The organism is Microbacterium sp. AC215, from assembly GCF_979258645.1.
In genome coordinates this window covers 664,554-678,202 of record NZ_OZ409869.1, presented here as the reverse complement: position 1 = coordinate 678,202, position 13,649 = coordinate 664,554, and the positions used below count along the sequence as shown (strand labels likewise).

General features: G+C 66.6%; 16 protein-coding genes and 2 tRNA genes. 9 read left to right on the top strand and 9 right to left on the bottom strand.

Translation table 11 applies throughout. The features are described from left to right. Nucleotide 1 precedes the first annotated feature (1 nt). Nucleotides 2–1,846, bottom strand: a complete 1,845-nt coding sequence (locus ACZZZF_RS03565; RefSeq protein ID WP_463497084.1) for a DEAD/DEAH box helicase — start codon at nt 1,844–1,846, stop codon at nt 2–4. A gap of 47 nt (nt 1,847–1,893) precedes the next feature. Continuing rightward, a complete protein-coding gene (locus ACZZZF_RS03560; protein ID WP_463497082.1) occupies nt 1,894–3,594 on the bottom strand; it encodes a long-chain-fatty-acid--CoA ligase in 1,701 nt (566 codons plus the stop codon). A 67-nt stretch (nt 3,595–3,661) separates the two neighbouring features. Between ACZZZF_RS03560 and gatC the strand changes: the two genes are divergently transcribed. Genes gatC through ACZZZF_RS03530 form a run of 6 tightly spaced genes read left to right on the top strand, consistent with a single transcriptional unit; the run spans nt 3,662 to nt 9,213 of the window. Beyond that, on the top strand, nt 3,662–3,961 hold the full coding sequence (gatC, locus tag ACZZZF_RS03555) for an Asp-tRNA(Asn)/Glu-tRNA(Gln) amidotransferase subunit GatC (protein WP_053096012.1): 300 nt from the start codon (nt 3,662–3,664) through the stop codon (nt 3,959–3,961). After that, nucleotides 3,958–5,475 (top strand): Asp-tRNA(Asn)/Glu-tRNA(Gln) amidotransferase subunit GatA, encoded by a 1,518-nt coding sequence (gatA, locus tag ACZZZF_RS03550; protein WP_463497079.1) that lies wholly within the window; start codon nt 3,958–3,960, stop codon nt 5,473–5,475. The genes gatC and gatA overlap by 4 nt, the downstream gene beginning before the upstream one ends. Continuing rightward, on the top strand, nt 5,475–6,989 hold the full coding sequence (gene gatB, locus ACZZZF_RS03545) for an Asp-tRNA(Asn)/Glu-tRNA(Gln) amidotransferase subunit GatB (RefSeq protein ID WP_320488209.1): 1,515 nt from the start codon (nt 5,475–5,477) through the stop codon (nt 6,987–6,989). Before gatA ends, gatB begins: the two co-directional genes overlap by 1 nt. Nucleotides 6,990–7,036: 47 nt before the next feature. Next, entirely contained in the window at nt 7,037–8,293 is a 1,257-nt protein-coding gene (gene dinB / locus ACZZZF_RS03540) for a DNA polymerase IV (protein ID WP_463497077.1), read from the top strand. Between the two features lie 37 nt (nt 8,294–8,330). Beyond that, nucleotides 8,331–8,648, top strand: a complete 318-nt coding sequence (locus ACZZZF_RS03535; RefSeq protein WP_053096016.1) for a hypothetical protein — start codon at nt 8,331–8,333, stop codon at nt 8,646–8,648. Further along, a complete protein-coding gene (locus tag ACZZZF_RS03530; protein ID WP_157538167.1) occupies nt 8,632–9,213 on the top strand; it encodes a nucleoside/nucleotide kinase family protein in 582 nt (193 codons plus the stop codon). The genes ACZZZF_RS03535 and ACZZZF_RS03530 overlap by 17 nt, the downstream gene beginning before the upstream one ends. A gap of 1 nt (nt 9,214) precedes the next feature. Here the strand turns inward: ACZZZF_RS03530 and ACZZZF_RS03525 are convergent, their stop codons facing one another. The 6 genes from ACZZZF_RS03525 to orn form a co-directional block, all read right to left on the bottom strand. After that, nucleotides 9,215–9,706, bottom strand: a complete 492-nt coding sequence (locus ACZZZF_RS03525) for a DUF2017 family protein (protein ID WP_463497075.1) — start codon at nt 9,704–9,706, stop codon at nt 9,215–9,217. Continuing rightward, nucleotides 9,703–9,996, bottom strand: a complete 294-nt coding sequence (gene clpS / locus ACZZZF_RS03520) for an ATP-dependent Clp protease adapter ClpS (protein ID WP_053096019.1) — start codon at nt 9,994–9,996, stop codon at nt 9,703–9,705. The genes ACZZZF_RS03525 and clpS overlap by 4 nt, the downstream gene beginning before the upstream one ends. After that, on the bottom strand, nt 9,993–10,340 hold the full coding sequence (locus tag ACZZZF_RS03515; protein WP_056278692.1) for a metallopeptidase family protein: 348 nt from the start codon (nt 10,338–10,340) through the stop codon (nt 9,993–9,995). Before ACZZZF_RS03515 ends, clpS begins: the two co-directional genes overlap by 4 nt. Before the next feature lie 36 nt (nt 10,341–10,376). Then, complete coding sequence (locus tag ACZZZF_RS03510; protein WP_394194153.1) at nt 10,377–11,006, bottom strand: LysE family transporter; 630 nt, start codon at nt 11,004–11,006, stop codon at nt 10,377–10,379. 124 nt (nt 11,007–11,130) lie between these two features. Beyond that, nucleotides 11,131–11,206: transfer RNA gene (locus tag ACZZZF_RS03505), tRNA-His, on the bottom strand. A 36-nt stretch (nt 11,207–11,242) separates the two neighbouring features. After that, the gene (orn, locus tag ACZZZF_RS03500; RefSeq protein ID WP_463497072.1) at nt 11,243–11,869 is read right to left on the bottom strand and encodes an oligoribonuclease; all 627 of its coding nucleotides are present in this window, start codon (nt 11,867–11,869) and stop codon (nt 11,243–11,245) included. Between the two features lie 59 nt (nt 11,870–11,928). Here orn and ACZZZF_RS03495 point away from each other — a divergent pair. Continuing rightward, nucleotides 11,929–12,004 (top strand) — tRNA-Arg (locus ACZZZF_RS03495). Between the two features lie 24 nt (nt 12,005–12,028). On the opposite strand, the gene ACZZZF_RS03490 is transcribed toward ACZZZF_RS03495, so the two are convergent. Further along, the gene (locus tag ACZZZF_RS03490; RefSeq protein ID WP_400340983.1) at nt 12,029–12,298 is read right to left on the bottom strand and encodes a hypothetical protein; all 270 of its coding nucleotides are present in this window, start codon (nt 12,296–12,298) and stop codon (nt 12,029–12,031) included. A gap of 202 nt (nt 12,299–12,500) precedes the next feature. Here ACZZZF_RS03490 and ACZZZF_RS03485 point away from each other — a divergent pair, with 202 nt between their 5' ends. Both ACZZZF_RS03485 and ACZZZF_RS03480 read left to right on the top strand, forming a co-directional pair. Next, nucleotides 12,501–13,046 (top strand): single-stranded DNA-binding protein, encoded by a 546-nt coding sequence (locus ACZZZF_RS03485; RefSeq protein WP_053096024.1) that lies wholly within the window; start codon nt 12,501–12,503, stop codon nt 13,044–13,046. Nucleotides 13,047–13,127: 81 nt separating this feature from the next. Next, on the top strand, nt 13,128–13,631 hold the full coding sequence (locus tag ACZZZF_RS03480; RefSeq protein WP_463497070.1) for a DUF6993 domain-containing protein: 504 nt from the start codon (nt 13,128–13,130) through the stop codon (nt 13,629–13,631). Nucleotides 13,632–13,649: the final 18 nt, after the last annotated feature.

Here is a 13,649-nt window from a genome sequence, read left to right as displayed (position 1 = left end):
ATCAGCCCTTGTGTCGGGGCTTGCGGAACGGCTTCTCGCCTCGCTCATCGGTGCGAGCAGGACGGTCGTCACGGTCGTAGCGCGGACGGTCATCGCGGCGCTCGAACCCACCACGGGCGCCGTCACGAGGGCCGTCGTTACGACGGGCTCCAGGCCCACGGTCGGGCTTGATCTCGATGAGCCGACCCGAGATGCGGGTGTCCTTCAGCTTCTCCAGGACGGACGAGTCGAGGTTCGCCGGCAACTCGACGATAGTGAAGTCCGGCCGGATGTTGATCGCGCCGAAGTCATCACGACCCAGGCCGCCCTCATTCGCGAGTGCGCCGACGATCTGACGGGGCTCGACGCGGTGACGGCGTCCGACCTCGATGCGGTACGGCTTGTAGTCGCCGCGCCCACGGCGCTCGCGCGGTTCGCGGGTCTCGCGACGCTCGCGAGTGTTGCTCTCGCGCGGCGGACGGTTGTCGTACTCGACCGCTTTCGACAGGGCGTCGTCGGCCGGGTCGAGCAGCAGAGGAGTATCGCCCTGGGCGACGACAGCGAGCGCAGCTGCGACATCGGCCTCGGGCACATCGTGGTTGCGCACGTAGTGGTCGATGATGTCGCGGAACTTCTCGATGCGGGTGCTATCGCTGAGCGCGGTCGTGATCGCGTCGTCGAAGCGGGCGAGGCGCGTGGTGTTCACGTCGTCGAGGCTGGGCAGCTGCATCTGAGTGGGCTGCTGACGCGTGGCCTTCTCGATCGACTTGAGCAGGTAGCGCTCACGCGGGGTGATGAAGCTGATCGCGTCTCCGGTGCGTCCCGCGCGGCCGGTGCGGCCGATGCGGTGCACGTACGACTCGGTGTCGGTGGGGATGTCGAAGTTGATGACGTGGCTGATGCGCTCGACGTCGAGACCGCGAGCGGCCACGTCGGTCGCGACGAGGATGTCGAGCTTGCTCGCCTTGAGCTGGTTGACGCTGCGCTCACGCTGGACCTGGGGCACGTCGCCGTTGATGGCGGCGGCGGAGTATCCGCGGGCACGCAGCTTCTCGGCCAGCGTCTCGGTCTCGTTCTTCGTGCGGACGAACACGATCATGCCGTCGAAGTTCTCGACCTCGAGGATGCGAGTGAGCGCATCCACCTTCTGCGCGTACGACACCACGAGGTACCGCTGTGTGATGTTGGTGCCGGTGGCGGTCTTCGACTTGATGCTGATCTCTTCGGGCTCACGCAGGTACTTCTGCGCGAGTCGGCGGATCTGCGGGGGCATGGTCGCTGAGAAGAGGGCTACCTGCTTCTCCTCGGGCGTCTGCGCGAGGATCTGCTCGACGTCTTCGGCGAAGCCCATCTTGAGCATCTCGTCGGCTTCATCGAGCACCAGGTACTGCAGCTGGGACAGGTCGAGGGTGCCCTTGGCGAGGTGGTCCATGATGCGACCGGGGGTGCCGACGATCACGTGCACGCCGCGGCGCAGCGCCGACAGCTGCACGCCGTAGCCCTGTCCGCCGTAGACGGGGAGGACGTGGACGCCCTTCATCTTCGACGCGTACGACTCGAACGCCTCGCACACCTGCAGAGCGAGCTCGCGGGTCGGAGCGAGCACGAGAGCTTGCGGGGTCTTCTGGGACACGTCGAGGCGCTCGAGCACGGGGAGCGCGAATGCCGCGGTCTTTCCCGTTCCGGTCTGCGCCATACCGACGACATCGCGACCGGAGAGCAGGGTCGGGATCGTGGCGGCTTGGATGGGGGAGGGGGTCTCGTAGCCGAGGTCCTTGATGGCCTTGAGGACGGGGCCGGTGATGCCGAGCTCCTCGAATCCAGGGGTCTCGGGGGCGTCGGTGGGCACAGCGTCTTCAGGAGTCACTGACCAAGGGTAGCGCTTCGCGGGATTCCGCGCCTGTGAGGGCGCCCTCAGGAGCCGGAAGTCAGAGTGAGCAGTCTCTCCTTGACCTGGCGACGCAGCACCTTGCCGATCAGCGATTTGGGCAGCTCGTCGACGATGAACAGACGCCGCGGAACCTTGTACGGGGTGAGGATGCTGCGCGCATACTCGCGGATCGCTTCGACGTCGACGTCTGCCCCCGCGTCGACGACGATCGCGGCGACGACCTCCTCGCCGGAGTGGTCGCTCGGCAGACCGACCACGGCAGCGTCCACGACCTGAGGATGCTGACGCAGAGCGCTCTCGACCTCGGTGGGGGCCACATTGAAGCCGCCGGTGATGATCAGCTCCTTGATGCGGTCGACGATCCGGATGAAACCCGCCTCGTCGACCGTCACGATGTCACCGGTGCGGAACCAGCCGTCGACGAAGACGGCCTCCGTCTCCTCCGGCTTGCCGTAGTAGCCGGAGAACACCTGGGGTCCGCGCACCAGGAGCTCACCCGCGGATCCTTCAGGAACGTCGACGGTCGGGTTCTCGGGATCGACGACGCGGCATTCGGTTGCCGGAAGAGGAAGTCCCACGGTGCCGGGCACGCGGTTGTCAGCTACGGGGTTCGCCATCAACACGGGGGAGCACTCGCTGAGTCCGTACCCCTCGACGAGGAAGCCATGCGTCGCCGCCTCGAACGGCACCACGAGTTCGTGCGGCAAAGCCATGGCACCGGAGATCGCGACCTCGATGCCGTCGAGCGAGACATCCTTCGCCTTCGCCGCCGACAGCAGGCGGTCGGCGATCGGGGGCACGAGGGGAAGGAAGGTGGCGGGGTGCTTCTTCATCACGTCGAGCACGAGATCCGGATCGAACTTCGGGAAGAGCACCAGGCGCGCACCCATGGACATCGCGAATGTCAGGCAGAGCGTGAGACCGTATGCGTGGAACATCGGCAGCACCGCGTACACGACGCAGCCCTTGCCGCGCTGGATCGACGGAACCCATGCCTGCGACTGCGCGGCGTTCGCGAGCAGGTTGCCGTGGGTCAGGGCGGCGCCCTTGGGGGTTCCCGTCGTGCCGGACGTGTATTGGATGATCGCGAGGTCGTCGGTGGCGGGCTTCGGGTGCGCGGCAGGGATCGGGGCGGACTGCACCAGCGAGTCCCAGGTGACGGTTCCTCGCACCTTCTCGGTCAGAGCGGCGCGAGACTCACGGGCCTTCGCCACCGGCAGCCGCAGCGCCACACGAGTGAGGAGGGGCATCGCGCGCGTCACATCGACGGAGATGAGGTTCGTCACGGCGAGGTCGGCGGGGAACTCCTGCACCGTGGCGACGACCTTGTTCCACACGATCGCGTGCTTCGCGCCATGGTCCTCGAACTGCTTCCGCAGCTCGCGCGGAGTGTAGAGCGGGTTGTGCTCGACGACGACGGCGCCGAGACGGAGCACCGCGTAGAACGCCACGATGTGCTGCGGACAGTTCGGAAGCACGATCGCCACGGGATCGCCCGCCCGCACGCCGAGGTCGCGCAGTCCTGCGGCTGCTCGGTCGATCGCATTCTGCAGTTCTGAGTACGACGTCTCACGACCGAAGAACTGCAGGGCGGGGGCATCCGGGTAGTCGCGGGCGGACGCGGCGACGATGTCGACCAGCGATTCGGACACGGGGGAGAGGTCTTCCGGGACGCCTGCGGCATAGCTGGCGATCCATGGGCGAGGAGGCTGGTACGAGCTCACCCGCCCAGCATAGGGCGGCTTCGCCGGACTGCAGGGACCCGGTGAGCACGGCAACTAGACTGGGGCCGTGTCTGAAATCACCCCTGATCTCGTGCGTCATCTCGGCGTGCTCGCGCGCATCCAGCTCAACGACGACGAGGTGTCCCGACTCACGGGCCAGCTCGATGCCATCGTCGACAACATCGCGAAGGTGTCGGAGGTCGCAGGCCCCGACATCGCAGCGACGAGTCATCCGATTCCGCTGAGCAACGTCTACCGTCCCGATGTGGTGGGCGAGACCCTCACACACGAGCAGGTGCTCCAGAACGCGCCGGATCAGGCCGACGGCCGATTCCGCGTCACCGCGATCCTGGGAGAAGAGCAGTGAGCGACATCATCCGCATGACTGCGGCGGAGCTTGCCGACAAGCTCGCCAGCCGCGAGATCTCGAGCGTCGAGGCCACTCGCGCTCACCTCGACCGCATCGCAGCCGTCGACGGCGACGTTCATGCCTTCCTGCACATCAACGAGGGTGCGCTCGAGGCGGCCGCCGCTGTCGACGCCCAGCGTGCGGCGGGTGAGCAGCTCGGCCCGATCGCCGGCGTGCCGCTCGCCATCAAGGACGTCCTCGTGACGACCGACCAACCGACGACGAGCGGCTCGCGGATCCTCGAGGGCTACCGCTCGCCGTACGACGCCACGGTCGTCGCCCGCTCGCGCGCGGCGGGGCTGATCCCGCTCGGCAAGACCAACATGGACGAGTTCGCCATGGGGTCCTCGACGGAGCACTCCGCCTACGGTCCCACCCGCAACCCGTGGGACCTCGACCGGATCCCGGGCGGTTCCGGCGGCGGATCGGCGGCAGCAGTCGCCGCTTTCGAGGCTCCGCTGGCACTCGGCTCCGACACCGGCGGCTCGATCCGTCAGCCTGCTCATGTCACCGGCACGGTGGGCGTCAAGCCGACCTACGGCGGCGTCAGCCGCTACGGGGCCATCGCACTCGCCTCCAGCCTCGACCAGGTCGGACCCGTCACGCGTACAGTGCTCGACGCGGGTCTCCTGCACGATGCGATCGGCGGGCACGACCCGAAGGACTCCACGTCTTTGCGTGACGAGTGGCCCTCGTTCGCTGACGCGGCCCGTGAGGGCGCGCGCGGTGACGTGCTCAAGGGGCTCAAGGTCGGTGTCATCCGCGAGCTGCCGGACAGCGGGTTCCAGCCCGGTGTCGCCGAATCGTTCCGCAGCGCGCTCGCGATGATGGAGGCGCAGGGCGCGGAGATCGTCGAGATCGGCGCTCCGCACTTCGAGTACGGCGTCGCGGCCTACTACCTGATCCTGCCTGCAGAGGCGTCGAGCAACCTCGCGAAGTTCGACTCGGTGCGCTTCGGCCTGCGCGTCACGCCCCACGGCACCCCCACCGTCGAGGACGTCATGTCCGCCACGCGTGACGCCGGTTTCGGCGACGAGGTGAAGCGACGCATCATCCTCGGCACCTACGCGCTGTCGGCCGGCTACTACGACGCGTACTACGGCAGTGCTCAGAAGGTGCGCACGCTCATTCAGCAGGACTTCGCGAACGCCTTCGCGGAGGTCGACGTCATCGCGACGCCCTCGGCTCCGACCACCGCGTTCAAGATCGGCGAGAAGATCGACGATCCGCTGCAGATGTATCTGAACGACATCACGACCATTCCCGTCAACCTCGCGGGCGTTCCCGGCATCTCGGTCCCCAGCGGACTCGCGTCGGAAGACGGATTGCCCGTCGGCATCCAGTTCATCGCACCGGCGCGGGAGGATGCGCGACTCTACAAGGTGGGCGCGGCCGTCGAGACGCTGCTCGTCGATTCGTGGGGAGCGCCGCTTCTCACGCGTGCACCCCAGCTCGTGGGAGGGACCCGCTGATGGCCACCGCCAAGCTCATGGACTTCGACAAAGCGCTCGAACTGTACGAGCCCGTGCTCGGGTTCGAGGTCCACGTCGAGCTCAACACGCACACCAAGATGTTCTCGGACGCGCCGAACCCGGCGAACGAGCTCTACCACGCCGCCGAGCCCAACACGCTGATCGCGCCGGTGGATCTGGGCCTGCCCGGATCGCTCCCGGTCGTGAACGAGACGGCGATCCGTTCGTCGATCAGTCTAGGTCTCGCTCTCGGATGCTCGATCGCACCGTCGAGCCGCTTCGCCCGGAAGAACTACTTCTACCCGGATCTCGGCAAGAACTACCAGATCTCCCAGTACGACGAGCCGATCGCGTTCGAGGGTTCCGTCGAGGTGGAGCTCGAGGACGGCACGATCGTGCAGATCCCCATCGAGCGCGCCCACATGGAGGAGGACGCCGGCAAGCTCACCCACATGGGTGGCGCGACCGGACGCATCCAGGGAGCCGAATACTCGCTCGTCGACTACAACCGCGCCGGTGTGCCGCTCGTCGAGATCGTGACGAAGACGATCTTCGGCACCGAGCACCGCGCCCCCGAGGTCGCCAAGGCATACGTCGCGACGATCCGTGACATCGTGCGCAGCCTCGGGATCTCCGAGGCGCGTCTGGAACGAGGCAACCTGCGCTGCGACGCGAACGTGTCGCTGCGTCCCCGCGGACAGGAGAAGCTGGGCACCCGCACCGAGACGAAGAACGTCAACTCGATGCGCTCGGTCGAGCGTGCCGTCCGGTACGAGATCCAGCGTCAGGCGCAGATCCTCGCCGATGGCGGGACCATCACTCAGGAGACGCGACACTGGCACGAGGACACCGGGACGACCTCGCCCGGTCGTCCGAAGTCGGATGCGGACGACTATCGCTACTTCCCTGAGCCCGACCTCCTGCCGGTGGAGCCTGCAGCAGAGCTGATCGAAGCCCTGCGTGCCGAGCTCCCGGAACAGCCCGTCGCCCGTCGACGCCGTCTGATGGCCGAGTGGGGCTTCACGGACCTGGAGTTCCAGGACGTGCGCAATGGAGGGCTGCTGGAGGTCGTCGAAGCGACGATCGCCGCCGGCGCGTCTCCGGCGACGGCCCGGAAGTGGTGGACGGGCGAGATCACGCGCCTCGCCAACTCACAGGAGAAGGACGTCACCGAGCTGGTCTCGCCGGAGAACGTCGCGGCCCTGCAGAAACTCGTCGACGCCGGAACGCTCACAGACAAGCTCGCGCGTCAGGTGCTCGAGGGCGTCATCGCGGGCGAGGGCACGCCTCAGGAGGTCGTCGATGGCCGCGGACTCGCGGTCGTCTCGGATGACGGTGCGCTGATCGCAGCGATCGACGACGCACTCGCAGCGCAGCCCGATGTGCTGGCCAAGATCAAGGACGGCAAGGTCCAGGCCGCCGGGGCCGTTATCGGCGCTGTGATGAAGGCGATGAAGGGCCAGGCGGACGCCGCCCGTGTCCGCGAACTCGTCCTCGAGCGCGCTGCGCAGTAACCGGTTCCCCCGGGCCTCATGTCCGAGGCCCGGGGGAGAATGGTGTCATGGGTCACGGTGACGGCAGAGGGCGCATCGTGTCGTCCGCGGATGCCGACGACACCGGCACGAGCATCCTGCACGTCGATATGGATGCGTTCTACGCGGCCGTCGAGGTGCTCGATGATCCGAGCCTGCGAGGACTCCCGTTGATCATCGGAGCGCCTGACGGTCGCTCGGTGGTGTCGAGCGCATCGTACGAGGCTCGTCGCTACGGCGTTCGCGCAGCTATGCCGGTCTCTCAGGCTCTGCGCCTGTGTCCTTCTGCGCGCATCGTCCCTCCGCATTTCCATCGATACCACGCCGTCTCGCGACAGGTCATGGCGATCTTCGAGTCGTTCACACCGCTCGTCGAGCCGCTCTCTGTCGATGAGGCGTTTCTCGATGTGCGGGGCGTGCGACGTCTGTGGGGGAGCCCTGCGAGAATCGCGCACCTCGTTCGCGAGCGAGTCAGAGAAGAGGTCGGGATCACCTGCAGCGTCGGCGTCGCTGCGACCAAGCATGTGGCGAAGATGGCCTCGACGATCTCGAAACCTGACGGGATGCTGGTCATCGCCGCATCGGAAACCCAGGACTTCCTCGATCCGCGCCCAGTGCGTGCGATGTGGGGTGTGGGCCCGAAAGCCGCCGAAGCGCTGGAGGGACGAGGAATTCGCACAGTGCGGGACATCCGCACCTCGTCGCAGGCGATTCTCGACCGTGCCGTCGGACCGGCTCTGAGCGCTCGGCTCTCGGAACTCGCCCGCGGGGAGGACCCCCGTGCAGTCGAGACCGAGCGGGTGGAGAAGAGCATCGGGCACGAGGAGACGTTCGACACGGACATCATGGACCGATCGTTCCTCAGGGCTGAGCTGCTGCGACTCGCGGACCGCGTCGCGGCGCGTCTGCGGAAAGCAGAGTGGGAGACCTCGACCGTCGCCATCAAGATCAGGTTCGAGGACTTCCGCACCATCAGCCGTTCACAGACGCTCCCGGAACCCACCGCGGTGGGGCAGCGCATCGGCGAAGCGGCTCAGACGCTCTTCGATCAGATCGAGCGACGCGATCCTGTGCGGCTCGTCGGGGTGCGCGCAGAGAAGCTGCGCCCCGCCGGCGGTGGCGGGTTCGGCCTGTGGGACGACGATGAGGACTGGCGACGCGTCGAGGGCGCGGTCGACGACGCCGTGGCACGGTTCGGGAGCGCCACGATCAGTCGAGCGCGCCACATAGGGCGCGGTGACGGCCGCGGCGCTGCCCAGCATCCCAAGGCCCATGGACTGGATTGACGCTTGTCGCGGACGATTCCTGGACTAGCGTGGAGCCATGCCCAACATTGCACTGGAACTCGGAAAGCAGGCCGCCGCGTTCGGCGTGAAGAGCGCGTACGGCGAACAGCAGGATGTCGATGGAGTGAGCATCACTCCTGTCGCTTTCACCTACTCCGGCTTCGGCGGAGGCAGCGGTGACGGCGCCGAAGGCGGTGGTGGCGGCGGTGTCTCCGTTCCGGTCGGCGTCTACGTCCGCCGCGAGGAGGGACTGCGATTCGAGCCCAACATCGTGACGCTGCTCGTCGTCGCCGTGCCGTTCATCTGGGTCACCGGGCGCGCGCTCTCTCGCATCATCCGTGCACTCAAGAAGTGACGACCCGGTCGCTGTCGCGCTCGAGCGCGCAGCGACCCAGATCGTCGAGGACATCCGGATGCTGTCTGCGGCCAATCCGGTCGTCCTCATCGACGGTCGCAGCGGTGCCGGTAAGACGACTCTCGCCCGGATGCTCGTCCAGCGCTGGCCGATCGCCGGACGGGTGCAGCTCGTCGCTCTCGACTCCATCTACCCCGGTTGGGACGGCCTCAGCGACGGAGTGGAGCGAGCACTGAACGGTATTCTGCGTCCGCATGGTCGCGGGTACCTCGGGGAGTGGCGACGCTGGGACTGGGCGAAGGGCGCCGAGGCTGAGACTCACGCGGTAGACCCCTCGCTGGGCGTGCTCATCGAGGGGAGCGGGATACTGACGCCGGCCACCGCGGCGATCGCGGACGTGCGCGTCTGGATCGAGTCCGCCGAAACCGGCCGCAAGGCGCGGGCTCTGGCGCGGGATGGCGAGACGTACCGGCCTCATTGGGAGCAGTGGGCGCGGCAGGAAAGCGATCACATCGCGCGCGATGATCCCCGCTCCCTGGCGACCAGAGTCGTTGAAGTGCCGTAGCTCAGAGAAGGCGGTCCGCCGCTTCGACAGTCAGCTCGAGACGATATCCGAGCCAGTCGTAGACGCCGTACCTCGGGTCGTCGGGATCATGATCGTCATCGGTCTGGATGCCGAGACGCTCGGCGATGACGAGTCGGAGGGCGGTGAGCGTGCGCATCCACGCGTCGACATCAGACAGGGGGATGTCGAGATCGTGCTCTGCGAAGGCTTCGTTCTGGGGCATGTCGCCGAGGTCCCCGCGCATCCCGGCGAGTGCGGTACGGACGATGTCCGCGTCCAGAGCGCGTCGATCCAAGAGATCGTCTCGGGTCGCGTCACGGAACGCGCGCGACGAGTCTTCGTCTTCGGGATAGGGGTCTGGAATCAGGCGACCGATCGCGGGATCCTCGACGTCGCGGTTCGCTCCCACGAGTTCACGGAAGTCGTCGACCAGGTGCACCAGCTGCGCACCCTCGACGCGGGCCATCCGCACCCGTACGGTCAGGTCGGTCACCTCGAAGCCTTTCGGACGGTCGCCCAGAGGCCGTAGTCGTGCATCGCCTGCGCGTGCACCTCCATCGTCTCGCGCGGGCCCGTAGCGACGATGGCCTGACCGTCGTGGTGCACCTGTCGCATCAGCATCGTGGCTCGCTCGAGCGAATATCCGAAGTAGGTGCGGAAGACCCGCACGACGTAGCTCATCAGATTCACCGGGTCGTTCCACACGACGACCTCCCAGGGCTCGAGCGGGGCGGCCGAGAGATCGAGCTGTTCGTCGATGTCAGGTGTAGCGAGGGGACTCATGCCCACCCCAGCGTGTGGAGCTGCTCGTCGTCGATGCCGTAGAAGTGCGCGATCTCGTGCACGAGGGTCGTGTGGATCTCGTCGCGAAGCTCGTCATCGGTGTCGCAGGCGGCCAGATGAGACTCGCGATAGACGACGATCCGATCCGGGAGCTCCCCGGAGCCGTATTGCGTGCGCTCCGTCAGGGCCAAGCCGTCATAGAGTCCGAGCAGGTCAAGGCTTCCATCCTCCGGACGATCCTCGACGACGAACACCACGTTCTCCAGCCCGTCGACCATCTCGTCGGGCAGGCGATCGAGCTCGTCGATCACGAGCTCTTCGAAGTCCGCTGCATCCATCTCCATCAGCTCCAGCCTATTGCCGGCTGGGGGAGCTGCGTGTCAGTGGAGGAAGACGAGGAGGCCCGCGACGGCGATGAAGAGGACGCCGAAGACACTGTTGAGCGTCCGCTGCCCCCGCGAGGATCTCGTGAGCCTGCGGAACGGTCCGGCCGCTGTGGCGAAGAATCCCCACATCACCACGATGTCGACGATGATGACGGTGCCGATGAGAGTGAGGTACTGGGGGAGTTGGGGCTCGTCCAGTCGGATGAACTGCGGGATGAAGGCGAGGAAGAAGACGATCGCCTTGGGATTGAGCAGGTTGACCCAGAATCCGCGTCTGATCATCGACCAGTGGCCCTCGTGCAGGTCGACGACCGTCCCGTCGTCATCGGCGGCACGTCGAGGCCTCGTGAGGATCAGTCGGATTCCGAGGAAGACCAGGTACGCCGCGCCGGCATACCTGATCACGTTGAAGAGGACTTCGGACTGCGAGACGAGAAGCCCCAGGCCGGCGGCGACGATCACGACATGGAGGATGAGAGCCAGCTGCTGCCCGAGGATGCCCCAGATCGATCGGCGCCAGCCCTGACTCAGAGCGTTCGACATCGTGTTGATCGCACCGGCGCCCGGTGTGAAGCTGATCACCACGCAGGCGGTCAGAAGCGAGAACCACACGGCGAGCGACACCCCGCAATCCTAGGGGCAGCTCAGCGTGCTCTCGATCACGGCCGCCTGGGCTTCAGGACCGAGGCGTCATCCGACGAGGAGAACAGAAGAAGGTCCGAGTCTCTCGACTCGGACCTTCTCTGAGTGGGGTGAGTAACGGGACTCGAACCCGCGACATCCGGCACCACAAGCCAGCGCTCTACCAGCTGAGCTATACCCACCATGTGCCAATCGCGATTGGCAACCAGACGAGTCTATTACATGTTCGGGGTGAACTCTGACACGGTGCGAGTGGCGATGTCGCGAGCGTCGTCACTCGACGGTCCGGGCTCGTCGACGAAGACCGCCTCACGGTAGTACCGCAGCTCGCGGATCGACTCGAGGATGTCCGCGAGGGCGCGGTGTCCGCCGTCCTTCGCCGGCGCCTGGAAGAACACCCGCGGGTACCACCGCCGCGACAACTCCTTGATGCTGGAGACGTCGACGTTGCGGTAGTGCAGCCACTGGTCCACCTGGCTCATGTACTTCGCCAGGAACATGCGGTCGGTGCCGATGGTGTTGCCTGCGAGCGGAGCCTTGCGTTCGAGGGGGACGAACCGCTTGATGTAGGCGAGGGTCTGCTCCTCGGCCTCGGCCAGCGAGACGCCATGCGGGATCTCTGTGATCAGCCCGGAGGACTCGTGCATCTTCGTCACGAAGTCGTTCATGTTCTCGAGTGCTGTGTCGCTCGGGCGGATCACGATCTGGAAGCCGGGATCGACCGGACGCAGTTCGAAATCAGTGATGACGACGGCGATCTCGACGAGCTCGTCGACGGAGAGATCGAGACCGGTCATCTCACAGTCGATCCAGACGAGGCGGTCGTTCTCTGAGGCAGATACCATGTCGCCATCCTATCGACGGCTCCGACATCCGAGTCGGGCGCGGTACGGTAGTTCTGTGCGCCTCCGTAGCTCAGGGGATAGAGCAGGAGCCTTCTAATCTCTTGGTCGCAGGTTCGAATCCTGCCGGGGGCACCATCGCCTGGGCCCGTGTGCGGAGGCTCATCCGTTCCGCAGCGCAGCCACCGCATCGTCTGCGCTCCAGAAGTCTCCGACGAGTCGGAAAGACGACGTGGCGAGGTGGAGGCGTTCCGCCCGATACCTGACCCCGAGGGGATCCGGGACGAGGCGCAGATGCCCGAGGACCCGGTCCTTCGCGTCCTGCACCCGCCAGAGATGGGCTGAGGCGCGCACAAGGTGCTCCTTCTTCGCCGACAGCCGCGGCGCCGCGTGGGGAACCTCGGGGACGGACGTGATCAGGGTGGCGGACATCGAATCTCCTTTCCTGATTCGAACGTATGACCGACCACCGACATTGCGCGGGTGGCGTGATGCGGCGGCAAGCGCAGTTCTTCTGCACATGCGGACGTCGATTCTGGTTGTTCAGGATCTGGTGTTCCGCGTGCGCAGGATGCACCGCCGGAGCGCACTCTGTAGCGAGCCGGACGCACGTTCCGGGCACAGAGGAGCGAACATGTACGACACAGTGACGATCGTGGGAAACGTTGCGACCGATCCCACCCAGGGGCGCACGACCAGCGGGATCCCTGTCACGAACTTCCGACTCGCCAGCACTCACAGGCGGTTCGACGAATCGACGCGGACCTGGATCGACGTGGTCACGAACTGGTATTCGGTCGCGGCGTTTCGCCAGTTGGGAGAGCATGCCAAGGCCTCGCTGCGGGCGGGCGACAGCGTGATCGTCACCGGGAGGATGAAGATCCGCGCCTGGGAGAACAACGGCAAGCAGGGGACCAGCGTCGACATCGACGCGGATGCGATCGGCCACGACCTCCGCTGGGGCACGACCGCGTATCGCCGTAGTTCCAGATCGACCGTCGACGCGCCTCCGCGAGGTGGCGCGGCGCCGTCGGATGCGGTCAGCGACGACGCGGGGAGCCTGGGCTCGAGCGATGAGATGAAGGACATCGACACGTCGTGGGCCGCGAACGACGCCGAGCCTGCGGGATCAGGCAGCGACCTCGTGGGTTCGTTCCCCTCAGGTTCCGGTGCGTCCTGAGGTCGGGTGAGGACTGCGTCCGACGCACTCGATCGTGGTGAGCCGGACGCGTGCGGAGGAGGACGCCCGTAGACTCGGTTCGTGCTTCGACGACCGGACTCCTCCGCACCGCGTTCAGCGATCGCAGTCGGCATCGGCACGACTCTGGTGCTGCTGCTGACGGCGTGCGGTCCGACAGTCTCGCCCGCACCGGCACCGGGTCCGACCGACGCCGCTGCGTCGCCGGGGCCGTCGGCATCTCCGGCAGGTCCCGTGTTCGTGGCGGACGGCAGTGCGGAGGACAACCTGCCGCTCTTCGCAGCCGTGACCGACGGCGTATGGGCATCCGAGCAGAGGGTTTCCGGCCGCGCGTATATCGATGCCCTGACGGCGGCCGGCTTCGACAAGGCCGCCATGCAGGTGACCGCAGACGTCACGACGGTCGGAAACCCGGTCGAGAGCCTGCAGTTCGCGGTGCGTTGGGGCGACGCGGAGTGCCTCGTCGGCCAGGTGGGACCGTCGACCGGCGAGCCCGTCGCCGTCGTGATGCCCCAGCTCGCAGAAGGGCGCTGTCTCGTCGGTGCGACGCGGGCAATCGACTGGTGATACGGCGGCTTCGGTAGC

What these genes read in the sequence shown, in the direction of transcription:
- gatB (WP_320488209.1), top strand. Translation starts at nt 5,475, where the DNA reads ATGGCCACCGCCAAGCTCATGGACTTCGACAAAGCGCTCGAACTGTAC.
- dinB (WP_463497077.1), top strand. Translation starts at nt 7,037, where the DNA reads ATGGGTCACGGTGACGGCAGAGGGCGCATCGTGTCGTCCGCGGATGCC.
- ACZZZF_RS03535 (WP_053096016.1), top strand. Translation starts at nt 8,331, where the DNA reads ATGCCCAACATTGCACTGGAACTCGGAAAGCAGGCCGCCGCGTTCGGC.
- clpS (WP_053096019.1), bottom strand. Translation starts at nt 9,996, where the DNA reads ATGAGTCCCCTCGCTACACCTGACATCGACGAACAGCTCGATCTCTCG.
- ACZZZF_RS03515 (WP_056278692.1), bottom strand. Translation starts at nt 10,340, where the DNA reads ATGGAGATGGATGCAGCGGACTTCGAAGAGCTCGTGATCGACGAGCTC.
- orn (WP_463497072.1), bottom strand. Translation starts at nt 11,869, where the DNA reads ATGGTATCTGCCTCAGAGAACGACCGCCTCGTCTGGATCGACTGTGAG.
- ACZZZF_RS03490 (WP_400340983.1), bottom strand. Translation starts at nt 12,298, where the DNA reads ATGTCCGCCACCCTGATCACGTCCGTCCCCGAGGTTCCCCACGCGGCG.
- ACZZZF_RS03485 (WP_053096024.1), top strand. Translation starts at nt 12,501, where the DNA reads ATGTACGACACAGTGACGATCGTGGGAAACGTTGCGACCGATCCCACC.